At 68.5% G+C, this 23,033-nt stretch carries 21 protein-coding genes; 12 read left to right on the forward strand and 9 right to left on the reverse strand.

The genetic code is table 11. From position 1 onward, the window contains the following. Positions 1–61 precede the first annotated feature (61 nt). The 3 genes from AB0877_RS16985 to AB0877_RS16995 all read left to right on the forward strand — a co-directional run bounded on the left by AB0877_RS16985 (position 62) and on the right by AB0877_RS16995 (position 5,084). Positions 62–1,909 (forward strand): glycoside hydrolase family 15 protein, encoded by a 1,848-nt coding sequence (locus AB0877_RS16985; protein WP_366609692.1) that lies wholly within the window; start codon positions 62–64, stop codon positions 1,907–1,909. Positions 1,910–2,029: 120 nt separating this feature from the next. After that, entirely contained in the window at positions 2,030–2,584 is a 555-nt protein-coding gene (locus AB0877_RS16990) for a hypothetical protein (protein WP_366609694.1), read from the forward strand. 286 nt (positions 2,585–2,870) lie between these two features. Next, positions 2,871–5,084: a UvrD-helicase domain-containing protein gene (locus AB0877_RS16995; protein ID WP_366609696.1), complete on the forward strand. Its 2,214-nt coding sequence runs from the start codon at positions 2,871–2,873 to the stop codon at positions 5,082–5,084. Between the two features lie 194 nt (positions 5,085–5,278). Here AB0877_RS16995 and AB0877_RS17000 read toward each other — a convergent pair whose 3' ends face one another. Next, positions 5,279–5,416 carry a hypothetical protein gene (locus AB0877_RS17000; protein ID WP_366609698.1) on the reverse strand — a complete coding sequence of 46 codons (138 nt, stop codon included), beginning with the start codon at positions 5,414–5,416 and terminating at the stop codon, positions 5,279–5,281. On the opposite strand from AB0877_RS17000, the gene AB0877_RS17005 reads away from it, so the two are divergent. Continuing rightward, positions 5,415–5,627, forward strand: a complete 213-nt coding sequence (locus tag AB0877_RS17005; protein ID WP_366609700.1) for a hypothetical protein — start codon at positions 5,415–5,417, stop codon at positions 5,625–5,627. The two genes, AB0877_RS17000 and AB0877_RS17005, sit on opposite strands and share 2 nt — an antisense overlap. A gap of 138 nt (positions 5,628–5,765) precedes the next feature. Here the strand turns inward: AB0877_RS17005 and AB0877_RS17010 are convergent, their stop codons facing one another. Next, the gene (locus AB0877_RS17010; protein ID WP_366609702.1) at positions 5,766–6,539 is read right to left on the reverse strand and encodes an alpha/beta hydrolase; all 774 of its coding nucleotides are present in this window, start codon (positions 6,537–6,539) and stop codon (positions 5,766–5,768) included. 227 nt (positions 6,540–6,766) lie between these two features. Between AB0877_RS17010 and AB0877_RS17015 the strand changes: the two genes are divergently transcribed. Further along, on the forward strand, positions 6,767–7,375 hold the full coding sequence (locus AB0877_RS17015) for a helix-turn-helix domain-containing protein (RefSeq protein WP_366609704.1): 609 nt from the start codon (positions 6,767–6,769) through the stop codon (positions 7,373–7,375). 84 nt (positions 7,376–7,459) lie between these two features. On the opposite strand, the gene AB0877_RS17020 is transcribed toward AB0877_RS17015, so the two are convergent. From AB0877_RS17020 to AB0877_RS17035, 4 genes are all read right to left on the reverse strand, one after another. Then, entirely contained in the window at positions 7,460–8,899 is a 1,440-nt protein-coding gene (locus AB0877_RS17020; protein ID WP_366609706.1) for an NAD(P)/FAD-dependent oxidoreductase, read from the reverse strand. Position 8,900: 1 nt separating this feature from the next. Then, a complete protein-coding gene (locus tag AB0877_RS17025) occupies positions 8,901–9,458 on the reverse strand; it encodes a hypothetical protein (RefSeq protein ID WP_366609707.1) in 558 nt (185 codons plus the stop codon). 77 nt (positions 9,459–9,535) lie between these two features. Next, positions 9,536–9,835: a hypothetical protein gene (locus AB0877_RS17030; protein ID WP_366609708.1), complete on the reverse strand. Its 300-nt coding sequence runs from the start codon at positions 9,833–9,835 to the stop codon at positions 9,536–9,538. 231 nt (positions 9,836–10,066) lie between these two features. Further along, positions 10,067–11,302: a low temperature requirement protein A gene (locus tag AB0877_RS17035; RefSeq protein WP_366609709.1), complete on the reverse strand. Its 1,236-nt coding sequence runs from the start codon at positions 11,300–11,302 to the stop codon at positions 10,067–10,069. Between the two features lie 198 nt (positions 11,303–11,500). Here AB0877_RS17035 and AB0877_RS17040 point away from each other — a divergent pair, with 198 nt between their 5' ends. Further along, positions 11,501–12,745, forward strand: coding sequence for a PQQ-dependent sugar dehydrogenase (locus AB0877_RS17040; protein ID WP_366609710.1), 1,245 nt, complete (start codon positions 11,501–11,503; stop codon positions 12,743–12,745). A gap of 439 nt (positions 12,746–13,184) precedes the next feature. Next, complete coding sequence (locus AB0877_RS17045; RefSeq protein ID WP_366609711.1) at positions 13,185–14,786, forward strand: LPXTG cell wall anchor domain-containing protein; 1,602 nt, start codon at positions 13,185–13,187, stop codon at positions 14,784–14,786. A 129-nt stretch (positions 14,787–14,915) separates the two neighbouring features. Here the strand turns inward: AB0877_RS17045 and AB0877_RS17050 are convergent, their stop codons facing one another. The 3 genes from AB0877_RS17050 to AB0877_RS17060 all read right to left on the reverse strand — a co-directional run bounded on the left by AB0877_RS17050 (position 14,916) and on the right by AB0877_RS17060 (position 17,159). Beyond that, positions 14,916–15,737 (reverse strand): alpha/beta hydrolase, encoded by an 822-nt coding sequence (locus AB0877_RS17050; RefSeq protein WP_366609713.1) that lies wholly within the window; start codon positions 15,735–15,737, stop codon positions 14,916–14,918. Between the two features lie 19 nt (positions 15,738–15,756). Next, on the reverse strand, positions 15,757–16,326 hold the full coding sequence (locus AB0877_RS17055; RefSeq protein ID WP_366609715.1) for a DJ-1/PfpI family protein: 570 nt from the start codon (positions 16,324–16,326) through the stop codon (positions 15,757–15,759). Positions 16,327–16,415: 89 nt separating this feature from the next. Continuing rightward, positions 16,416–17,159 carry a GntR family transcriptional regulator gene (locus AB0877_RS17060; protein ID WP_366609717.1) on the reverse strand — a complete coding sequence of 248 codons (744 nt, stop codon included), beginning with the start codon at positions 17,157–17,159 and terminating at the stop codon, positions 16,416–16,418. 451 nt (positions 17,160–17,610) lie between these two features. On the opposite strand from AB0877_RS17060, the gene AB0877_RS17065 reads away from it, so the two are divergent. From AB0877_RS17065 to AB0877_RS17085, 5 genes are all read left to right on the forward strand, one after another. Next, positions 17,611–18,984: an extracellular solute-binding protein gene (locus tag AB0877_RS17065; protein WP_366609719.1), complete on the forward strand. Its 1,374-nt coding sequence runs from the start codon at positions 17,611–17,613 to the stop codon at positions 18,982–18,984. Positions 18,985–19,106: 122 nt separating this feature from the next. Further along, positions 19,107–19,931 carry a sugar ABC transporter permease gene (locus tag AB0877_RS17070; RefSeq protein ID WP_366609721.1) on the forward strand — a complete coding sequence of 275 codons (825 nt, stop codon included), beginning with the start codon at positions 19,107–19,109 and terminating at the stop codon, positions 19,929–19,931. Positions 19,932–20,020: 89 nt separating this feature from the next. Continuing rightward, entirely contained in the window at positions 20,021–20,842 is an 822-nt protein-coding gene (locus tag AB0877_RS17075) for a carbohydrate ABC transporter permease (protein WP_366609723.1), read from the forward strand. Further along, positions 20,842–21,909 carry an ABC transporter ATP-binding protein gene (locus AB0877_RS17080; protein WP_366609725.1) on the forward strand — a complete coding sequence of 356 codons (1,068 nt, stop codon included), beginning with the start codon at positions 20,842–20,844 and terminating at the stop codon, positions 21,907–21,909. Before AB0877_RS17075 ends, AB0877_RS17080 begins: the two co-directional genes overlap by 1 nt. Beyond that, entirely contained in the window at positions 21,909–22,985 is a 1,077-nt protein-coding gene (locus AB0877_RS17085; protein WP_366609727.1) for an ABC transporter ATP-binding protein, read from the forward strand. The genes AB0877_RS17080 and AB0877_RS17085 overlap by 1 nt, the downstream gene beginning before the upstream one ends. Positions 22,986–23,033 lie beyond the last annotated feature (48 nt).

Consider the following 23,033-nt stretch of genomic DNA (forward strand, 5'->3'; position numbering starts at 1 on the left):
CTAAGCCGACAATTCCTCCCCTAAGTTCGGTGCGCAGGACGCCGCCGAACCGGGGAGAGACGTGGACAGCTATCCGGCGATCGAGGATCACGGACTCATCGGCGACCTGCAGACCGCCGCGCTGGTGACGTGCGACGGGACCGTCGACTGGTTCTGCGCGCCGCGGTTCGACTCACCGAGCATCTTCGCCGCCCTGCTCGACAAGGAGAAGGGCGGCTACTTCCAGATCGCGCCGCACGACGTGCGGTACGTGACCAAGCAGCTCTACCTCCCCGGCACACCCATCCTGATCACCCGTTTCATCAGCGCCGACGGGGTGGCCGAGGTGATGGACTTCATGCCGGTCACCGGCGAGCGGGCAACCGACGCGCACCGGCTCGTCCGGACCGTCACCATGGTCCGCGGCAGCATGCGCTTCCGGGTCGAGTGCCGCCCGCGGTTCGACTACGCGCGCGAAGCGCATCAGCTCGAGCGTCACCACAACGGCTACGTCTTCCGCAGCCGGTCGGCGACGCTGACGTTCAACCCGGTCGACCCGGTTCGGCGGTTGATCTCCGAACAGGGTGACGTCCACCTTGAGGGCGGCGACCTGGTCGCGTACGGCACGCTGAACGAGGGCGACACCGGCGGGGTGGTCCTGGAGACGGGTGGGGCCGAACCACGCATCTTCTCGCCGGAAGAGATCCAGGGCATGTTCGAGTGGACCCGGGACTACTGGCGACGCTGGCTCGAACGTTCCCGCTACACCGGCCGGTGGCGGGAGATGGTCGAGCGCTCGGCCATCACGCTCAAACTCATGACGTACGCGCCGACCGGCGCGATGATCGCCGCGCCCACCACCGCGCTGCCCGAACTGGTCGGCGGCACCCGCAACTGGGACTACCGCTACACCTGGGTCCGCGACACGTCGTTCTCGGTGCACGCACTGCTCGGCCTCGGCTTCACCGAGGAGGTCAGCCGGTACATGAACTGGCTGGACGAGCGGATCCGCGAAGCCGGCGACCATCAGGACCCGTTGAAGATCATGTACCGGGTGGACGGCTCCTCCGACCTGCACGAGGAGGTGCTGGAGCATCTGGAGGGCTACCGAGGTTCCCGGCCGGTACGGATCGGCAACGGCGCCGCCGACCAGCTCCAGCTCGACATCCACGGCGAGGCCCTCTACGCCATGCACCTCGCCGACGAGCAGGGCATCCGCGTCTCGCACCAGGTATGGAAGAGCACCGTGCGGCTGGTCGACTGGCTCTGCCACAACTGGGACCAACCCGACGCCGGCATCTGGGAGAGCCGCCACCACCCCCGCAACTACACCTTCGGTCGGGTGATGTCCTGGGTCGCGCTGGACCGGGCCATCCGGCTGGCCACCCGGACCGGTCGCCCCGGAGACATGACCTGCTGGACGGAGCAGCGCAACCGCATCTACAACCAGGTCATGGAGCGCGGATACGACCGGGCCCGCGGCACTTTCGTGCAGGCGTACGACGAGAACGTCCTGGACGCGGCACTGCTCGCCATGCCGGCGGTCGGTTTCGTCACGCCGAGCGACCCGCTGTGGCAGTCCACCCTGCTGGCGATCGAGCGTGAACTGGTCTCCGACAGCCTGGTCCACCGGTACGACCCGGTCCACTCCCCCGACGGCCTCCCGGGCCACGAGGGCACCTTCAACATGTGCACCTTCTGGTACGTCGAGGCGCTGGCCCGCTCCGGCCGCCTCGACGACGCCCGACTCACGTTCGAGAAGATGTTCACCTTCAGCAACCACCTCGGCCTCTATGCCGAGGAGATCGCCGCGACCGGGGAGCAGATCGGCAACTATCCCCAGGCGTTCAGCCATCTCTCACTGATCAACTCGGCGCTGACACTCAACGATCTGCTCGACACCGAGGCCGACGCCCGCCGCAGGCGGTAGCGCCAGCTTGTCCCGCCGCCCCGGTGGGGCCCGCCGCGGGAAGGACTTGACGCGCCCGAGTCCATCGCGCATCGTCGATACATATCGACAATCTCGAATGTATGGACGCGGGGAGAACCGATGAAGGCCTTCGTCACCACCATCTCGGTTGCGGCACTGCTGCTCCTGGCCACCGGCGGCGCATCCCACGGCCAGCCAGCTGCCGACCCGCCCTGCACCGGGCAGATCCACCCGAACCCGGGGTTCGAGCACGGGACCACCGGCTGGACGGCCGGGCCCCGCATCGTCGTGGTCGGCGACGCGACCCGACCGGCACACACCGGCCGCGCCTACGCCGCCTTCGCCGGGCTGGACGTGACGCGCACCGACCTGCTGCGCACCACTGTCACAGTGCCGGCCAACTGCAACCTGACGGTCAGCTTCTGGGTGCGGACCACCACCACGGAGACCAGCCGCGGCGACTACCTGAACGTCGGACTGGCGGTCACCGGGATACCCCCGAAGACGAGGTTCTCGCTGGCCTTCGACGGCGGAGCGCAGTGGCGGCAGTACGTCATGTCGAGCGGAACCGCCGCGACCGAACGCACCGCGACAGCGAGCTTCCTCGCCAGCGAGACGGCCGGCAACGGGGTCACCGCCTTCGACGTCGACGACGTGTCCTTCAGCTTGAGCTGACCTGCGCGGGACGACCCCCTACGCCACCATGCGACCTCGCGCGACGCCTGCCGTAGAGCGGGCCACGTCACCACTCGGAATGCATCCACAGAACAGATAAAGACTCGGCTGTCAATAAGAGAAATGGGATTGGTGAGGCCACGGACAACCCCGGAACTGCAAGGCATTGAGATTCCGATCTCTGCTGGCGGATTGCCTGGTCGGTGAGGGAAACGGACTCTATGCTTGCCGCCGAATGCGCTGCGGCTCGTCCGGGCCGAGGTTTACCCGATCCAAGGATTCGTGTATGCACCGGAAGTCTGCCCTGAGCATCGGCACCGCCGGCGTCGCCGAATCAGCACCTGACGGCCAACTGCCGGCCTCCACCGCGGAGGGCGCCGCGCGACGATCCGCTGTCGCCGAGGAACAGGCGTTCCTGGATGTGGCCACGGCCCGGCGGGACAGGCTGATCGATCACCTACAGGTCGAGCTTTCGGCGGAGGCCCTGGACGCGTTGGAGCTGGCCCGACAGCGCCTGCTCCGCCAGCAGTACGACGAGCTACGGCGAGCAGAGGAAGGGCTGGTCTTCGGCCGCCTCGACGGCCTTGACGGCACGGTGCGCCACGTGGGCCGTGTCGGTCTCCGTGACGACGGGGAGGGCAGTGAGCCAGTGCTGGTGGACTGGCGTGCTCCCGCGGCTCGGCCGTTCTACACCGCCACGGCTGTCGACCCACAGGGTCAGGCACGGCGCCGGCACATCCGTACGACGGGATCGTCCGTCGTCGGCGTGGACGACGAGCCCCTCGACGGAAGCACGACTGCGGAACTCGTCGGCGAAGGCGCCCTACTGGCCGCGCTCGACCAGCGGCGCACCGGCCGCATGTCGACGGCGATCTCCACCCTGCAACGCGAACAGGACGACATCATCCGGGCTGAGGCGACCGGCCCACTGATCGTCCAGGGCGGTCCCGGCACGGGCAAGACCGTGGTTGCCCTGCACCGCGTCGCGTACCTGCTGTTCACCCACCGGAAGATGGCCGACCAGGCGGTCCTGGTCCTGGGTCCCTCGCCGCGGTTCCTCGAGTACATCGCCCAGGTGCTACCCGCGCTCGGTGAGACCGCCGTCGTCTCGGCGACCTGCGACACGCTGCTGGCCGACGTCCACGTGGGCCGCGACGAGAGCCGGCGACTCGCCGAGATCAAGGGCCGCGCTCTCTGGCAGGCCGCCCTCGAAGGCTATGTCACGTCGCTACTCCCCCGTCCGCGCGAGCTGAAGCTGCGCTGGGAGGGCGAGTTCTACGTCATTCCGGCCGCGACCGTGGCGCAGGCGCTCGCCTCGGCGGTGCAGGGGCGTCCGTACCACCGCGCCCGCGCGGCGTTCGCCGATCAGTTGCACCACCGTCTGGCCGATGTCGTCGCCGAACAGCGCGAGACGCTGATGGCGGAGATGGAGGAAGGCTTCGAGGACATCCTCGCTCGCGTCGACAAGGGCATGGCGCAGGATCACTTCTCCACTGAAGCGTCCACCGGGAGCGACATCAACGGGTTGCTCTCCGAGGAGGAGATCGAAGAACTTCGTGGTCGCATCGCCGAGAACGCCACCATCGCCCGGTTCATCGAAGCGTGGTGGCCCACCCTCGATCCCGAAACCCTGCTGGGTGGCCTCCTGACCGACCGCACCCTGCTGGCCCGGTTCGCCCCGCAGTTGTCCCCCGAGGAGATCACGGCCGTCGCAACCGAGCCGACCCCCTGGGCGTCAAGCGACATCCCCCTGCTCGACGCCCTCGCCGACCTGCTCGGCGACGTCGACACCCCGCAACCACAGGGCGAATTCCTCGCCGAACGTGCTCGCCGCCAGCGCGCCTGGGTGTACGGCCATGTCGTCATCGACGAGGCGCAGGAACTGTCCGAGATGCAGTGGCAGATGGTTCTCCGCCGGTGTCCCAGCCGTTCCATCACCGCCGTCGGTGACATCGACCAGGCCGAGGCAGCCCACCGGCACACCAGTTGGGCGCAAGCGGTAAGAGCTGCCTTCGGAGACCGCTGGACCGCAGCGGAACTGACCATCTGCTACCGGACCCCGCGCGAGGTCATGGACCTCACCGAACCGGTCTTGAAGAGGGCGGGCAGCCACAACACTCCGCCACGAGCGGTGCGCTCCTCCGGCATCGCCCCCTGGGCGCGGACGATCACGCCGGCTGAGCTTGCCGACGCCGCCGTGGACGCAGTGCGGCAGTTGCAGCAACGGTGGCACGGCGGCACGGTCGGCGTCATCGCCCCCGTGGAGCGCATCGCCACACTCCACGCCGTACTGAGTGACGTGCCGGTGCTCAGCGCGACCCAGTCCAAGGGGCTGGAATGGGACGCGACACTCCTCATCGACCCTCAGGGCATCGCCGCCGAACCGCGCGGTTGGAACGGCCTCTACGTCGCGCTCACCCGATGCACCCAGGAACTCGGCCAGCTGACCCTCACGCAGCAGTCGCCACACCCTGACCAGGAGCGGCCGCCCACCTCCTGACGAGCGTTCGAAAGCGCTCCCGCCGGGCGGTCGGAGTCGCCGATCGGCGGCTCTGCCGGAAGGAGCGCACCATGGCCGTCTCGTTCGTCGATCCCGAAGGACTACCGGCGAACGACCTGTACCGTCACGTTGACGACGGCAGACCAGGACGCCAGCCGATCAAACTGTGGCTCTGACCGACTTCGGGACAGACCCTAGCGGGCCAGGCGGTCCAGCAACTCGCCGAGCAGCGCGTGCTCGCCCGGGGTGAGGTCACCCGGGTCGTCGCCGACCAGCGCACGTAGCGTCAGTGCGGCGCTCGCACGAGTCTCGGGGGCTTCGGCGGGGGGCATGCGCAGGACTCCGGCCAGCGCGGCCGAGATCCGCGAGTGGATCCAGGGGCACCTGATCTACCCCAAGGTCGTGCTCACGCCAACCTCGTTCGCGGTCGACCGGCTGGTGGCCTCCGGGGACGGCGAATTCCCCGGCGGGCCCCTGTCCTTCGCACTTGTGTTCGACATCAAGGACGACCAGGTCATCGACCTCGCGATCGAGCCCGTCTGATGCGTCACCGGCCGGGCTGCCCGAGGGCTGCTCCGGCCGGTGAACGCGACAGTGGAGCACGGCATCAATCGGCTCAACGCCACCGTGCAGTCGCGACCAGGCTCGACGAACTCGCCGTTCGCGACGAAGCGACCGCCGTCAACCGCGACGACTCTTGGACATCTGCATCGAGGGCGCGGTGGCACGGGCGGCGCTGTCGATGAAGTCGGCGACCGGGCCGGGTTGCGAGACCGCCACAGCGTGGGAGGCGGCGATCTCCATTGTCGTGGAGCCCGCCCGGTCGGCCATGAAGCGTTGCAGGTCTGGCGGGATGCCCTGGTCCTGGGCACTGATCAGGGTCCAGGAGGGGATCGTCTTCCAGGCGGCCTTGGTCACGCCCTCCTCCTGGGCGTTCGCGGAGGCGGGTCGCTGCGTTGCCGCCATGAGTTCGGCGGTGCCGGCATCGACGTCGGCGGCGAACACCTCGTGGAACTTTTCCTGCAAGATGTACTGATCCATGGTCATGCCGCCGTCGTCGGAGGGCACCGGGATCATCTTGATGCTTGAGGTGAGCTGACTTCCGGGATACTTGGAGACCAACTCGATCACACTTTCGCCCACGTCCGGGCTCACGCTGGCGACGTACACCAGGGCCTTGACGTTGGGGGCGTCGGCCGCCGCCTCGGTCATGACCAGTCCGCCGTAGGAATGAGCAGCCATCACCACCGGTCCGGGCAGGCTGTCCAAAAGGGCGCGAACGTATGCGGCGTCCTTTTGCACACCGCGCAGCGGGTTGGCGACGGCAATGACCGGATAGCCCCGATGTTTGAGGTTGGCAATCACTCCGTTCCAACTCGACGAGCCGGCGAATGCCCCGTGGACCAGCACGATCGTCGGCATCTCCTGGGCAGACATGTCAGAAGCAGCGCTCATCTGGAGGTCCTTTCGAGAGGCCTCGTCACCCAGTGCCCGCAGTTGCCGGCCGGACCGACGAGTACGGTCGACGGAGCATTTCCTCGGATACCGCGAATCAGCGCGCGCGATCCCTGCTCCGGTGGGGTTGCAGCATCCAGAATCCCGCACTGATCGGGCCACTGTCAGCGAGATCGGAGAACAGCGGACAAGGATAAGACCGAACGTTCTGTCGCTAAGATGGTTGGATGGCGAGCGACGAACCCACCAACCGGCCCTCCGAGGCGCGCCTCAAGCTTCTCCGAACGGCGACCAGGATCTTCTACGCGGAGGGCATTCACGCCGTCGGTGTCGACCGGATCATCGCCGAGGCGAAGGTGACCAGGGCTACCTTCTACCGCCACTTCCCCAGCAAGGATGATCTCATCCTGGCCTACCTGCGGGAGGTGCATCAGCTGGAGCGCGGCATGGTCGACGAGGCGCTCGCCGCCGATCGATCGCCGGTCGACCCGCTCCTGGCCATCGCCAATTCCATCGCTCGGAACATCCAGTCCCCCGGGTTCCGTGGGTGCGCGTTCCTGAACGCCGCGGCGGAATATCCCGACACGAACCATCCCGTGCACCAGGAACTCATGGCCCACCGGCAATGGTTCCTGGACACCATCACCGGGCTCATGGCGCAGGTCCACGAAGGAACGGCGGATCCCGCAGCCCGTCACTTCGTCATGCTCCGCGACGGTGCCATGGCGGCGGGATGCCTCGCCGACCCCACGACGGTGTCCGAGACCTTCCTGCGTGGTGTCGAAGGACTCCTCAGGATCAACTCGGAGCTTCGGTCGGCAGAGTCGGCCCGGTAGCCCCCGTACGACCGCGAGCTGGGCCACCCTCCGGTAGGAGGATGACACAGCTCCTGTGTGTCGCGGCCGGCCGTACGGCGCAGGTCAGCGGCCGTACGCCTCCAGCAGGCGCAGCCAGACCTCGCTGACGGTCGGGTACGCGGGCACGGCGTGCCACAGCCGCTCCAGTGGGACCTCACCGACGATGGCGATCGTCGCGGCGTGGATCAGTTCCGCGACATCCGGGCCGACGAGGGTGAGGCCGACGATCACCCGCCGGTCCTCGTCCACGACCATCCGGGCCTGCCCCTGGTAGCCGTCGGCGTGCAACGCGGCTCCGGCGACGGCGGCCAGGTCGTAGTCGACGACCCGGATCCGCAGTCCAGCGGCCTCGGCGGCGGCTGCGGTCAGCCCCACCGACGCGACCTCCGGGTCGGTGAAGACGACCTGCGGCACGGCGCGCTCGTCCGCGGTGGCGACGTGCCGACCCCACGGGCGGTCGTCCGTCGCGTCTCCGGTGGCCCGCGCCACGATCACGTCGCCCACCGCGCGCGCCTGGTACTTACCCTGATGGGTCAGGAGCACGCGCCGGTTGACGTCTCCGGCCGCGTACAGCCACCCGTCGCCGATCAACGCGCCGGCACCGTCGACCACCCGCAGGGTGTCGTCGACCGTGAGCCAGGCGCCCGGCTTCAGGCCGATCCGGTCGAGGCCCAGGTCGTGCGTGTTCGGCGTACGGCCGATCGCGACGAGGATCTCGTCGGCCTCGACCTGCTGGCCGTCGGTGAGCATGATGTGCACCGTGCCGTCGCCGTCACGGCTCACCGATCTGGCCTCGGCACCGAGTTGGACCGACACGCCGGCTTCCCGCAGAGACTGCGTGACCCGCTCGCCGACGAACGGCTCCGCCGCGGTGAGCACACCGTCGCGCGCGAGCACCGTCACGGTCGATCCGAGGCCGGCGTACGCGGTCGCCATCTCCGTGGCCACCACGCCACCACCGATGATGGCGAGGCGGCCGGGAACCTCGCTCGCGGCGGCCGCCTCACGGCTGGTCCACGGTGCCGACTCGCGCAGACCGGCGATCTCCGGCACCAGCGCGCGACTGCCGGTCGCGACGACGACGGCGTGTCGGGCGGTGAGCGAGGTGGTGGAGCCGTCCGCGCTGGTCACCTCGACGAGCCGGTCGTCGCCGATGCGTCCCTGGCCCCGGTACAGCGCGATCCCCGCCGAGCTCAGCCAGGACACCTGCCCGTCGTCCTTCCAGTGCGAGGTAAAGGTGTCCCGGCGACGCAGCACGGCCTGCGCGTCCAGCTCGCCGGTCACCGCCTCGCGCGCTCCGGGCAGCTGACGAGCCGCCCGGAGCGCGGTCTGGCTGCGCAGCAGCGCCTTGGTCGGCATGCAGGCCCAGTACGAGCATTCGCCGCCCACCAGCTCCCGCTCGACGATCGCGGCGGTCAGGCCGCCCCGCACGACGCGGTCGGCGACGTTCTCCCCCACCGGTCCCGCGCCGATGACAATCACGTCGTACGTGGCCTTCTGCACGTCAGTTTCCCTTCGCGGCGCGGCCGAGGCGGATGGCCGCGATGAGGAAGAAGATGGCGCCGGGGATGGCGTAGCCGATCGCGTTGGTCAGCGCCGGGTTGTCCGCGGAGGCCGCCGCGAAGAACGACGCGCCGGCGATGACGGAGATGCCACCGCTGATGATCATGGGCCATTGGCCACCCATCGTGCGGCGGGTGACGGCCACGATCAGCTGAACCAGTCCGGCCACCACCGCCCAGGCGCCCCAGACGCGCAGGACCGCCGGGATCCCGGACGCGCCGGCGATGCCCAGGCCCACCGCGGCCAGCAGGCTGATCGCGACGTTCACGTACAACAGGGTTGGCGATCCGGTGGCCCGCGATGCGCGGACGTCGACAATGGCGGCGGCCACGTCGAACAGCGGGTAGAGCACGAGCAGCGCGGTGGTGAGGGGGTTGAGGTGTTTGGCGAGGGGGAACGTCACGGCGGCCCAGACGATCGCGAAGGCGAAGCGACCGAAGTACAACCGCCGCAGAGCAGCGGCTGTCGTCGAGATGCCGGGGACGGCAACGGTGGTCATGGTCAACCTCTCGGTGATTGCGGAGCGAGGGGACATCCAGCGGGGTGAGGGCCGCCGCCGGGAGGGGAAGGGCGGTGCTACTCGATGTCTGAGAACAGCCCGGTGATCTCCACCTGAGCGCCCTGGAGCCCACCGAAGACAGCACCGGCAGCGGGCGTCGCGACTGCGGCAGAGGCGTCCTCGTAGCTGGCGAAGTACAGGTCGAGCGTCCGGTACGCGGGCGTGGGCGTGCCGTCCTCCTTCGGCCACACCTTGGCCGACTCGACCCGCTGGAGCTTCGGGAACGTCTCCGCGGCCCGGCGCACGTCGGCGTAAACCTTCTCGAACTCGTCGGGGTCGGCCGGATTACCGATGACAAGGGTGATCTTGGTGGGCACGGGGCTCTCCTTCGGGCGCAGCCATGAACGTCAGGTAGACCGAACGTTCTGTCTGCACGAACGGTACCCACCCGGCTGCCCGCCGTCAAGACCGATCGTTCTATCTGACGGGTGCTGTGGTGGGCACCACTGCCCGGGGTGAGGGAACACCGGTTCGACGTGAACACGAGGTGCGTGGCCAGCAGGGCGGTTACGGGACGAAACAGGTCATCGCGGCGACCGGGCGCCGCGTCACGCCTCGGAGTCGCGGTCTCCGGACGTCTCCCGTCCGATCGGCGAGGCGGAAACCTCCAACGGCTCGCCTCGCCTGCGCAGCGCTCCGAGTAGCGCGACCAGGGCCAGCACACAGGCCACCACGCTCAACCCGACCATCGGCGCCCAGTGCGCCAGCACCGGTGTGGCCAGCAACAGGGCGCCCAGACCGACCACCTGGGGTCGGGAGATCTGACCGAAGATCTCGTACTCCAGCCGCAGGCGGGCCACGAGGAAGAGCATCGGTCCGCCCACCACGAACAGCAGCCAACCGGGCCGCGGCTGTCCGAACGGATGATCGATCACCAACTCGTACCCGACCGAGGTGATGAGCACGCTGAGCACGATCAACAGGTGCGTCCGTTCCGACGTCGCGCCCAGCCGGGCGGGCATACCCGCCCGGCCGAACGCCTCCGACAACAGCAGACCGGCGCGGTAGAAGTAGATCCGCCAGAGCAACGCGCTGATGGCGAACGCGACCGCGAAGGCGGCTGCCCGATCCCCGGAGTAGTCCGCGCCGCTGAAGACCACGCCGATAACCAGAATCGACTCACCGAGCGCGATGAGGACCATCTGCTGATAACGGTCCGCGAGATGGGTCCCCGCGATCCGCCACCGACCTATTTTCGAAACCCCGAGCCACGGCAACGGCCAGCCCAGGAGCCAGGCGAGGTAGTCGACAGCGAGAGCGACAAGCCACAGCGGCAGGCGGAGGTGATCCGGACCCAACGCGCCGACCAGCCACAGCGGGGCGCTCGCCAGGGCCCACACGACAAGCCGGACGGGCACCAGCCGTCGCGGATGCCCGCGCAAAGCGACTGCGACCACCAGCGGCCGCAGCACCATCACCATCAGGTACGCGACCGCGAACGGCAGCGCGCGCTCCTCCATGGCGCGGGGCAGCGCCACCGCCATGATCAGGCCGGCGAACATGGTGCCGACCACGACGGCCTGAATGACCGGCTGCTCCGGTTCGTACCGGCTGGTGATCCAGGCGGTGTGCGACCAGATCAACCAGAGCGCCAGAAACAGCAGCAGGGTACGCCCGAAGCCCGTGACGAGCGCCCAGCCGGTGTCATCGGCGGCACCGGCGAAACGTTGCGAGACCCGGGTGAGGGCCACCACGAAGGCCAGATCGAAGAAGAGTTCCAGGAACGTCGCCCGACCCGAACTCATCGGCGGGCGCAGCAGCTCGCCACCCCGCCCCGCCGCCATCGTCCGCCTCCGTCCGCCCCCCGCTACCAACGAGCCGACCGCCAGTGGAGTTGCGTCGACATCACCTGGCGTTTGGCGCGCACCGTACGCCGCTGCCTCCAGGCGCACGGATCATGCGGTTGGATATTGATTGCAGTCACTGTACGGTGGGAACGCTCCCAGACCGCGTCCACCACCCACCTGATCGAGGAGCTGAACATGTCACGACGACGTCGTCGCCCGGCCGCCATGCTGGCCGGGTTGCTCGCTCTGGCCCTGGCTGCGACCCTGTCGCCACCGACGCCGATTGCCGGCACTGCCGCGGCCGGCCCATCCAAAACCCGCGCTGTGCCACTCGCCGAGTTGACCGTGGTATCCGAACGGGTGGCTTTCGGCCTGCAGCGCCCCATCGCGATCACCGGCCTCCCGGACGGCCGGATGCTGATCGCTGAGAAGAACGGCACTGTCCGCGCCTACCACCCCGACACCGGCCTGGCACCCGACCCGGTGATCGACCTGACCGCCCGGATCGACACGTCGGACAACGAGCGCGGCCTGCTCGGCATCACTCCGGCACCGAACTTCGCGCGGACCGGGATGCTCTACGTGGCCTACACGAGCCTGCCGGCCGGCGCGCTGACCCTGGCGCGAGTGCCCATCAACGCCCCCGACCGGGTGCAGGTGCTGCTCACCCAGGAGCACGCCGAGTACGGCAACCACAACGGCGGACAGGTGGCCTTCGGCCGCGACGGCTACCTGTACTGGTCCCTCGGCGACGGTGGTTACGCGAACGACCCCTACAAGAGCGGCCAGAACCTCGGCACCCTGCTCGGCAAGATCCTGCGGATCGACGTCAACCGCAGCTGCGGGGCGAAGCCGTACTGCGTGCCCTACGACAACCCGTTCGTCCGCACGTCGGGCGCCCGGCCGGAAATCTGGGTGTACGGGCTGCGCAACCCGTGGAAGTTCTCCATCGACCCGGCCGACAACTCACTGTGGATCGGCGACGTCGGCCAGGGCCTGATCGAGGAGATCAACCACATCCACCCGTCGCAGCGTGGGGCGAACCTCGGCTGGTCCTGTCGAGAGGGCACGCCCGTCTTCGACGAGACGCAGTGCCGGCCGGGCGTGCGGCTCACCGACCCGATCGTCGAGTACGACCACTACATGACGGAAAACTGTTCCATCATCGGCGGTCTAGTGTACCGGGGGTCCGTCACCCCGGAAGCGCGGGGCACCTACATCGCCAGCGACTACTGCTCGACCCGCGCTTTCGCCGTGCGGCCCAAGTCCACCGGTGGCTACGAGTCCGCTGAGATCGGCACCTTCCCCACCCAGCCGACGGCGTTCGGCGCCGACGTGAACGGCGAACTGTACGTGCTCAGCGACCTCCCGGGATGGCTGAGCAAGGTGCGGTTCGAGCGGGTCCAGCCGACCCCCACCGGCGGGGCGACGATCCGCTGAACCTCAGGACATGCCCGTGACACCGCGCTACCCCTGGGGACGGCCGCTCGGCGGCCGTCCCCAGGCTCGACGGGAAGGACGCCGTCGAGCCAGTCGAGTGCTGCCGCACGCCTCGGCGGCGTACCCGAATCCCCAAGCCCGTGGCAGGAACAGGTAACCGAGGTCGACCTTCGAGGCTGCCACACCTGGGTCCTCCGAACCCCACCCCGCCAGTCACCGTGTCCTCAAAGGACAGCCGAGCAATCATCGCCACGACCATCGTTTCCTCGCGTGCGCCTCACGTAATGGCATACACCTCATGCCGGCACTCGACCTTGCGGCGATGCTGACCATCCGTTCGGCCCATATCCGCCGCTGGCGCCCGAGTGGGGCGGCACCAGCGCTAACGCCCTCATAAGCTCCGCGGGTTCCACTGATCAATCCCACGGAGGAAGCGGTAATGCCCAAGCAATTCGCCCGGCGCTGGCTTGCCGGGGTCGGGATCGTAGGCGCGCTCCTCGCCGCCTCCGCCGTCCCCGCCTTCGCCTCCCCTGCCGTCGAGGACCTCGACTTCTTCGTCAAGGACGTGGTTGTCGCCCCCGGCGGCCCGGCAAAAGGATCGAGCCTCGCTGCCCGCACCCGCGTCAGCACCATGGAGTGGGGCGAATACACCGTCAAGGTGGACCGGAGCAAGGTCGTCGACTTCGCCGACGTGCGGAACGGCGGCGATGCCAACTCCTGCACCGAGTCTGGTCCGATCCTCACCTGCACGGTGGTGGAAGAAGAGAACGACTACTACACGTACATCACCATGGTCGACCTGGTCGTGCGGGCGAAGAAGAGCGCCACGCCCGACCAGCAGGGCGACATCACCTTCACCATCACCGATAGCGACGGCGGTTCGGCCACCTACCGCTCGACCGTCAGCATCGGTGAGGGCGTGGATCTCGCCGGCGTCGAGCAGAGGCTCGACCTGAACGCCGCCCTCGGCGACACGCTCGACCTCCCGCTCACAGTGGCGAACCGCGGCGAGAAGGCCGTCGAAAGCGTGGTGCTGTACTTCGAAGGCGGCTACGGTTTCGGCCCGTCGAAGCGGTACCGGAACTGCGAGTACAGCCCGGGCGACGCCTTCCGCCACGCCTTCGCCTGCCGGTTCCCCACCACCATCGAGCCGGGCGGCGCCGCACGGCTGGACTCCAGCTTCGGTTTCACCGTGCCAACCGACGGTTCGGCCCCGAACGGTCACACCGGCGTCGTGCACTGGTACACGCCGGCAGACTTCGAGGAGCGGCAGTCCTTCAACCAGACGCGACTCGGGCAGCAGGGCACCGAGGGAGAGCTCAGGCTTGAGCCGGTCGGCCCGCGAAGCACGTCGCGGCAGACAGACGTCAACTACCAGAACGGCAGCACGGTGATGAGACTCCATGTCAGCGGTGACCAGGGGGCTGAGGTGGCAGCGCTCGGTACGCCGGCGACCGCCACCGGAAAGGTCGGCGACACGGTGCCGTTGAAGGTCGGCTACGTCAACAACGGCCCGGCGGCTGTGAACGTTGACGGAGCCAAGGACCTACGGGCCCGTACCGTGCTCTCGCTGCCGGATGGCGTCACGGCCGTGCGCGTTCCGATGGCCTGCTTGAGCGCCGGCTTCTGGGTGCCCGGAAAGCCCGGCGCGAAGGAGTACCACTGCCGCGAGCACAGACGCCTGACGCAGGGCGAGAAGATGGAGTACGAGTTCGGGTTGCGCCTCGACGAGGCCGGCACCCGGGCCGCAGAGGTGCGGCTGACCTTCGACGCAGGCGTCGATCCCAACCCAGCCAACGACAGCGCGAAGATCACCATCATCGCGAGCGCTGACGGCGGGAGCGAAAGCCCCGGTGGGGATGACGGCGGGAGCGAGAGCCCCGGTGGGGATGACGGCCAGGGAGGCGGGGACACCGATGGATCGCTGCCGATCACCGGTGCCAAGGCCGGCCTGATTGCCGGCATTGGTGGCGTACTGCTGGCCGCCGGCGCTGCGGGCTTCGTGGTGGCCCGCCGCCGCAGGACCCGATTCGTCGCCTGATCCGTTCCCCGCGCCAACCGTGCCCCGTCGACCCCAGGTCGGCGGGGCACGGTTTCACCCGCGTGAACTGCGGTGAGTCCGGGCGCTCACCAGCATCTGGCCCCGACGTCGTACGGAGCGCCGCAGCGATCAGTGACCTCGGTCCGGGTCGAGGAAGCACGAGAGTAGTTGTCTGAACTCCCGCGGGTGCTCGATCGCCGGCACGTGCCCGCATCGACCGAACACGTGCAGACGGACGTCGGCCAGGTGTTGGAGCAGGGGCTGGGCTGCCGTCGCGAGCGGGGTGACCCGGTCCTCGACGCCGTGCACGAGCAGCACGGGCGCGCGCACCGCCGCCAGCGTCTGCGCCGAGAGGGTGAGATCGGTGGCCCATCGTGCCCGTGGTGGAGGGAACAACGACGCGAAGGCCCCCGCCCCCGCCCGCATCGCGGATGCGCGGGCGTCGACGGCCGCATCGGTCACGAGCGCCTGGTCGAGGACGAGGCGACTGAGCATGTCTCGTGCCCCGGCCGGGCTGGCGGGGGCGGCCCAGACCGCGTCGAGGTCGGCGGAGAGCGGCGCCCCGGGTGCGCCCATCGTCGAGACCGCCACGACACGGGTGACCTGCTGGGGGCGCGCGGCCGCCAACGCCAGCGCCACCGCACCGCCCATGGAGTGGCCCACCACGGCGTAGTGCTCGACACCGAGAGCATCCATCAGGCTCGCGGCCTGCTCCGTCCACAGCCGGAGCCCACCCCTGGAGCCTGCCGGGAGGGGTGTGCGGCCGAACCCCGCCTGGTCAGGAGCTATCACGTGCCAGGACGTGCCCAGCGCCTGCGCCGTCGCTGCCCAGGCGCCGGACCCGGTCGTGCCGGGTCCGGAGCCGTGCAGCATCAGCACCGCGGGCCCCGTGCCGCCGTCCAGGACGTGGACGGGGGAACCGTCCACTGTGACGGTCCGAACTGCGGTCACCAGGGCAGACCGGATGAGCTCATGCCGACGCGGAGTCGACGGACTTCGAGAAGAGCTCCATCATCGCCCGGCCGAACTGCGGCATGTCGGGCCACCCCCGGCAGGAGACGAGGTTGCCGTCCACGACGTCGGGAGCGTCGATGACCGTCGCGCCCGCGTTCTCCATGTCACCGGTGATGGGAGGAAAACACGCCGTCTTCCGGCCCTTCAGCAGCCCGTACACCGCCGGCACCTGCGCGCCGTGGCACACCAGCGCGATGGGGAGGTTGCGGGCGAAGAAGTGCTCGGTGATGCGCCTGACGTCGGCGTCGACCCGGATCCACTCGGGGGCGCGTCCCCCGGGGATGATGAGCGCGTCATAGCGCTCGACGTCGACGTCGGCCCAGGGCACGTCGACCGGCAGCTTGCGGCCGTTCTTCTCCACGTAGGCGTCGGAGTTCGGGTCGAACTCGTGGATGACCAGTTGCACGTCGCGCATCGTCCGTGACGTGACGTCGACGTCCCAACCCCCCTCCTGCACGCGGTAGTAGGGATACATGGTGTCGAGCTCCTCGGCGGCGTCGCCGGTCAGGAGCAGCGCTCTGGGCACCTGCTTCTCCTCGCATATGGGGACGGGTGAGGTGGATCCAATCCGATCCGATCAGGATTGAGCCAGCATTCCTGGGCCCAGCGCGCCCGTCAAGCCTCCACCGTCATTCCGTCCGCGTGCTCGATCTCGTTGAACAATCGTCGGAAACGCTCACCGGATCGAAGGATGTGCCGACGCATCGCGTAGGCGGCCGCGTCGGGGTCACGCGCGGCGATCGCGGCCACGACGTCCTCGTGCTCGGCCATGGCCAGGTGAGTGACCTGGGTGTCGTGGTGCAGCCGGAAGAGATGCACGTGGCTGTGCAGGCGAGCGAGCGTTTCACGGATGACCAGGTTCTCCGCGCTCAGGGCGACGAGATCGTGGAAGGCCGCGTCGCGTAGCCCGAAGGCGCCGTAGGCCAGGGGCCCGCTGCCCCCCTCCAGCTCCGCCATCTCCTCCAGCATTCGCCGCAGACCCGCCACCTGCTCAGAGGATGCGCGTTCGGCGGATCGGCGCGCCGCCGCCGGCTCGAGGAGCAGGCGGACCTCGAGCATGTCCTCGAACCGGTGACGGGTTATCTGGGGAGGAATGCGGTAGCCGGCATGGGGCACCCGCACGACCAGGCCCTCGGCCTCCATCCGGTTCAGAGCGTCCCGGATCGGCGTCTGCGAGACCCCCAACTCCCGGGCCAGGACGTCGATCGTGACGCGGGAGCCAGGCTCGATCCGTAGCGACATCAGCTGTCCGAGCAGCGTGTCGTACACCTCGTCGGCAAGCCGGCCGCCAGATCTCCCCGCCGGCGATCCGCCCCTCACGGCCCTGCGGCCCCGCGCGATCATCGCTTCGTCGTCCATCGTGAGGTGAGGTCCCTTCCTGCGCCTTCGCGAAACTATTGACATCAGTCACAACGCTCCGGCATGCTGACGCCCCCACGCGATCGTATAGGAAAAGCGGCGCACATCCGCCATCCCGCACATCGCGGCACCACCGCCACCGCTCCACTTCGATCACCTGAAACTCCCACGAGCATGCTCGACGTCCCGCTCGGGTCGTCACCGGGTCGCAGCTGAACCGAAGGACCTCTCGACGGCAGGCAGACCCGGCACATCGCGGCGTACTCGTGACGCCGGTCCGCGGGTCGGTCCCCGCGGCAGCCCGGCAACGCGCCTGAAGAACCCAGCAACTGCTCGGCGAAGCACATAGCGAGGCCTTGAGAGTCCCGACCCGGAAAGCAGGCATAAGATGCGGTACCTGAAGCGAATAGGACGATTGTCCGGTCCCGGCCAAAAGGCACAGCTGGCGACGATGGCCATGCTGCTGGTGGCAACGACCGCGACGGCGTGCGGCGGCGACGGCAAGGACGAGGGCGAGAAGGCGAGCGCGCCCAAGGCGCCGGCGACCATCCCGGAGCTCACCAAGGATCCGCTGACGCTTAGCTTCATCTGGTTCGACTGGCCGCCCGCGAAGGCACTGGAAGCCTTCGCGAATGCGGAGTACAAGAAGGAACGGCCGAACGCGACCATCAAGGTCAACACCGTGCCGAACGCGAACTGGCACGACGCCATGTTCACCCAGTTCGCAGCGCGGAAGACCGACTTCGACATCGCGATCCTGGACTCGCAGCACATCGGCGAGGCCGTGACGAACGGCAACATCCTCGACATCACCGACTTCGTCAAGAAGAACATCGACGTCACCGCCTACGACCCGTACCTCCTGGCGGCCTACGGCCAGTACCCCCAGGCGGAGACCGGCAAGCGCGACGAGAACGCCAGCCTGTACGGACTACCGCTGCTCGGCGACACCTGGACGATGATCTACCGCAAGGACCTGATCGGTGACAAGCCGCCGCAGACCTGGGACGAGATGATCGCCGCCGCCGCGAAGTGCCAGGCGGACAACCCTGGCGTCAGCGGGCTGGCTTTCCACCAGGCCAACGGCTCCGACGCCGCGGCCGTCACCTACAACACGGTGAACGGCGTCTACGGCGGCAACCTCTGGGACGCCAAGACGCGCAAGATCGAGGGCATCCTCAACGACGCCGCTGGCCAGGAGGCGATGGACGTCCTGGTCAACAAGATGAAGCCGCTGACCGCCAAGGGCTCCGGCAACTGGTTCATCGACGAGGTGAACGCGGCGGTCGCCCAGGGCAAGGCGTGCATCGCGTTCAACTGGATCGCCGCGAGCGGCGGCCTGCTCGACCCGAAGCAGTCGACGCTGGGCAGCAGCCGGGAGCAGATTCTCGACAAGCTGGGTTTTGCCACCCTGCCGAGCCAGAAGACGAACCTGGTCCCCCTCGGCGGCATGGGGATGCACGTGTCGGCCTACTCCGCCAAGGACAACCAGGCCGAGGCCCTGAACTTCATGGAGTGGTTCGAACGGGCTGACATCCAGAAGAAGTGGGCCGCGGCTGGTGGTGTGCCATCGCGTACGGACGCGATCCAGTCACCCGAGTTCCTCAACGCCGGGCCGTTCAACAAGGTGTACGCCGACTCGGTGCCGCGGATGCGGGACATGTGGAACGTGCCCGAGTACGCGCGCCTCGTCGACATCGAGAACACCAACGTGAACGCGGCCCTCAACGGCGCGAAGAAGCCCAAGGACGCGCTCGACGACATCGCCAAGGAGCAGCAGGGCGTGCTCGACTCCGGCAACCGCAAGGGTGGCGGCGGACTGTGAGTGACCCCGCCCCTCTGACGACCGACGATCCCGGGCAGGTGGCGTCCGCGAGGCCGCCTGCCCGGGGTCGGTCCCCTCGGCTGAGTGACCGCGGGCTCGCCGTTGCCTTCATCTCCCCCGCGATGCTGCTGTTGCTGGCCATGTCGGTGTTCCCGTTGCTGTGGGCGTTGTACCTGTCGTTCACCGACTACTCCGCCACCCGCGGGGGGCCCGCCGATTTCATCGGATTCGGCAACTACACCGCCATCCTGACGTCGGCGCAGGTCCACACGAGGGCCCTGACAACGTTGATCTACGTGGTCGGCGCGGTCGGCCTGCAGACCGTGCTCGGATTCGGTATCGCCTACCTGATCTCACGGCGCACGCATGGGCGCGGAGTGCTGACCACCCTGTTCCTGGTGCCGATGATGCTGTCGCCGGTCGTGGTCGGGTTGTTCTGGCGATTCATGCTCGACGCGCAGTTCGGCGTGGTCAACAGCATGCTCGGCTCGATCGGCCTGGGGCAGGTGGAGTGGCTCACCCGCCAGCGGACGGCACTGCTGTCCCTGATCGTGGTGGACACCTGGCAGTGGACGCCGTTCATCATGCTCATCGCACTCGCGGGCCTCACCGCGGTTCCCAAGTACCTCTACGAGGCCGCCTCGATCGACCGGGCGTCCGAATGGTTCCGGTTCCGCACCATCACGCTTCCGCTGGTGTGGCCGCTGCTCCTCATCGCCGTGATGTTCAGGGCCATCGAGGCGTTCCGGCTGTTCGACCTCGTCTACATCCTCACCAACGGAGGCCCCGGCGTCTCTACCGAGACGTTGTCGTTCCACATCTACAAGGTCGCGTTCCTGGGCTTCAACACCGGAACCGCTTCGGCGTACGGAATCCTCATGGTCCTCGTCGTCATCGTCCTCACGCAGTTCTACCTGCGCTATCTGAACAAGCTCAAGGAGGGCTGATGGCCGTCTCCGTCGACGATGCAGTGGCCACGGGTCCTGCCCGGGATCACACGCCCCCCGCGCGCCGCCTCGGCAGCCGAGGCCGCTCCGTGCTGGAGGTCGCGCTGCTGACCGCGCTCGCCGTCGTGATGCTCTTTCCGGTGCTGTGGATGATCGAGACGTCCATCAAGGAGAACCGGGACGTCTACGCCATCCCGGCCAAGTTCTTCGACTTCAAGATCACTCTGATCCATTACAAAGACGTGTTCGTCTCCCCTGGCGGCGGTCGCTCGGCCCTGTCCGTCGCGTTCCTCAACTCCGTCGTGGTGGCCGGCGCCTCCACGGTGCTGGCCACCGTGCTGGGAGTTCCGGCGGCCTGGGCCTACTCGCGCTTCGCCGTGAAGGCCAAGAAGGACCAACTCTTCTTCATCCTCTCCACGCGCTTCATGCCGCCCGTGGTGGTCGTGATCCCGATCTTCCTCATGTACCGCCAGGTCGGACTCATCGACAACAAGATCGGCCTGATCCTCATCTACACCGCGTTCAACGTCCCGTTCACGATCTGGATGATGAAGGGGTTCGTCGACGAGGTGCCCGCGGAGTACGAGGACGCCGCCATGCTCGACGGCTACACCCGTCTGCAGGCGTTCCGGCGCTTCACCCTTCCCCTGCTCGTGCCCGGCATCGCCGCGACGGCGGTCTTCGCCCTCATCTTCTCGTGGAACGAGTTCGTGTTCGCCACCTTCCTCACCTCCAGCGATGACGTCCGGACGGCCCCACCCGCCATCGCCGGCCTGATCGGCGGCACCACCACGGACTGGGGTCTCGTGGCCGCCGCCTCCGTGGTGTTCGCCCTACCGGTGCTCGTCTTCGCGTACCTGGTGCGCAAGCACCTCATCGCCGGCGTGACGCTCGGGGCGGTGCGACGCTGATGGCGGGCATCGAGGTGACCGCGCTGCACAAGCGCTACCCGGACGGGACGGTCGCAGTCGAACACGTGGACCTGTCCATCGGCCACGGCGAGCTGTTCGTGATGCTCGGCCCTTCGGGGTGCGGCAAGACGACCACGCTGCGGGCCATCGCCGGCCTGGAGCGACAGACGACGGGCGACATCCGCATCGGCGACACGCTGGTCAACGACCTGCCACCCGCCGAGCGCGACATCGCCATGGTGTTCCAGTTCTACGCCCTCTACCCGCACCTGAAGACCCGCGACAACCTGGCGTTCCCACTGCGGGCCGAGGGACTGCCCAAGCAGGAGGTGCACGAGCGGGTCAACGAGGCAGCCCGGCTGATGCAGCTCGGTCCGCTCCTGGACCGGCGACCCCGCCAGCTCTCCGGCGGCGAGCAGCAGCGCGTCGCGCTCGCCCGCGCCCTGGTGCGGCGACCGCGCGCCTTCCTCATGGACGAGCCTCTCACCAACCTGGACGCGGAGCTGCGGGCGGACATGCGCACGGAGATCAAGCACCTGCAGGGGGAACTGGGCGCCACCATGGTCTACGTCACCCACGACCAGGTCGAGGCGATGTCGCTCGGTCACCGGATCGCCATCCTCAACAAGGGTCGCGTCGAGCAGATCGGCACACCGTTGGAGGTCTACGACCGTCCGGCGAGTCTCTTCTGCGCCGCATTCATCGGCTCCCCGCCGATGAACCTCATCGAGGTGGAGGTGGCCGACGGGAAACTGCGCGGTCAGGGCGGACTGACCCTCACGCCACCGCCGGGTCTGCCGCGCGACCGTCGCCTGGTCGCGGGCGTCCGGCCGGAGGCGCTGGAAGTCACCGAACCAGGGGCGGAACGGTCGATCCCGGCCCGCGTGGTCTCGGCGGAGTGGCTGGGCGACGAAATCATCTACGTGGTCGACCACGGCGGCCAGCGCGACGTACGGGTGCGGATGCCACCGACGGTCCGTTTCGCCGCTGACGCCACCGTCGGGTTGCGGCACACCGGCGGGACCCCGGCGGTCTACGACGTGAGCACGGAAGAGCTGGTGGCCTGATGGGAACCGTGGCAGCGCACGGGCTGCGCAAGTCCTTCGGAAAAGTCCAGGCCCTCGACGGGGTGACGCTGGACGTGCCGGACGGCTCGTTCTTCGTCGTGCTCGGGCCCTCCGGCGCGGGCAAGACGACGACGCTGCGAGCGATCGCCGGCCTTGACAAGCTCGACGCCGGGTCGGTGCATCTGGACGGCAGGGACGCGACCGGTGACACCCCGGCCGCACGCGACCTGGCCATGGTCTTCCAGAGCTACGCCCTCTACCCGCGACACACGGTGTACGAGAACATCGCTTCGCCGCTGCGGGCCCGTCGCTGTTCGTCGAGCGAGATCGCCGCCGCCGTGGAGCAGATGTCGAACCTGCTACACATCGAGCGGTTGCTGCAACGTCGTCCGGCACAGTTGTCCGGTGGTGAGATGCAGCGCGTCGCTCTGGCCCGGGCGCTGGTCCGTCGTCCGCGCGCGTTCCTGATGGACGAGCCGCTGACGAATCTCGACCTCAAGCTCCGCGTCGAGATGCGCACCGAGCTCACCCGCATCCACCGCAGCCTCGGAGCGACCTTCGTCTACGTGACCAACGACCAGGTCGAGGCCCTGTCCATGGCCGACCAGGTCGCGGTCCTGAAGGAGGGGACTGTGCAACAGGTCGGAACACCGACCGAGGTGTACGAGCGCCCAGCCAACCAGTGGGTCGCGGGATTCGTCGGGAGTCCGCCGATCAGCCTGCTGGCCTGCCGCGCCGAGGGAGATCGGCTGGTCGGTGCCGAAGGCTGGACGCTGCCGCGCCCCCGCTGGACCACGGCCGAGGACGGTCGTGAGCTGATGCTGGGCCTGCGGTCGGAGGACCTGTCGGTCGAGCAGCGTGGCGACGCGTCGTTGTCGGGCGAGCTCTACGGGCTTGAGCCGCTCGGTGACCGGACGGTGGTCGACGTCCGGATCGGGACGGAGATCATCAAGGTCAAGGCCCGACCCACCGTCACGGGTACGCCGGGTGAGCGGGTGGTCGTCACCGTCGACCTGGACCGTGCGCACCTGTTCGATGCGGGCACCGGGGTGTCGCTGTCCGAGGCTGGGCGGTAACCCCACCGGGCGGCGACGGCGAGATGCGCCCGTACATGGCAGTCGTGG

The organism is Micromonospora sp. NPDC047644 (assembly GCF_040704315.1).
Taxonomy (GTDB): Bacteria; Actinomycetota; Actinomycetes; order Mycobacteriales; family Micromonosporaceae; genus Micromonospora.

Coding starts and splice junctions, on each gene's coding strand:
- AB0877_RS16990 (WP_366609694.1), top strand. CDS start 2,030: ATGAAGGCCTTCGTCACCACCATCTCGGTTGCGGCACTGCTGCTCCTG.
- AB0877_RS16995 (WP_366609696.1), top strand. CDS start 2,871: ATGCACCGGAAGTCTGCCCTGAGCATCGGCACCGCCGGCGTCGCCGAA.
- AB0877_RS17005 (WP_366609700.1), top strand. CDS start 5,415: ATGCGCAGGACTCCGGCCAGCGCGGCCGAGATCCGCGAGTGGATCCAG.
- AB0877_RS17000 (WP_366609698.1), bottom strand. CDS start 5,416: ATGCCCCCCGCCGAAGCCCCCGAGACTCGTGCGAGCGCCGCACTGACG.
- AB0877_RS17010 (WP_366609702.1), bottom strand. CDS start 6,539: ATGAGCGCTGCTTCTGACATGTCTGCCCAGGAGATGCCGACGATCGTG.
- AB0877_RS17015 (WP_366609704.1), top strand. CDS start 6,767: ATGGCGAGCGACGAACCCACCAACCGGCCCTCCGAGGCGCGCCTCAAG.
- AB0877_RS17025 (WP_366609707.1), bottom strand. CDS start 9,458: ATGACCACCGTTGCCGTCCCCGGCATCTCGACGACAGCCGCTGCTCTG.
- AB0877_RS17035 (WP_366609709.1), bottom strand. CDS start 11,302: ATGGCGGCGGGGCGGGGTGGCGAGCTGCTGCGCCCGCCGATGAGTTCG.
- AB0877_RS17040 (WP_366609710.1), top strand. CDS start 11,501: ATGTCACGACGACGTCGTCGCCCGGCCGCCATGCTGGCCGGGTTGCTC.
- AB0877_RS17045 (WP_366609711.1), top strand. CDS start 13,185: ATGCCCAAGCAATTCGCCCGGCGCTGGCTTGCCGGGGTCGGGATCGTA.
- AB0877_RS17060 (WP_366609717.1), bottom strand. CDS start 17,159: ATGGACGACGAAGCGATGATCGCGCGGGGCCGCAGGGCCGTGAGGGGC.
- AB0877_RS17065 (WP_366609719.1), top strand. CDS start 17,611: ATGGCCATGCTGCTGGTGGCAACGACCGCGACGGCGTGCGGCGGCGAC.
- AB0877_RS17070 (WP_366609721.1), top strand. CDS start 19,107: ATGCTGCTGTTGCTGGCCATGTCGGTGTTCCCGTTGCTGTGGGCGTTG.
- AB0877_RS17080 (WP_366609725.1), top strand. CDS start 20,842: ATGGCGGGCATCGAGGTGACCGCGCTGCACAAGCGCTACCCGGACGGG.
- AB0877_RS17085 (WP_366609727.1), top strand. CDS start 21,909: ATGGGAACCGTGGCAGCGCACGGGCTGCGCAAGTCCTTCGGAAAAGTC.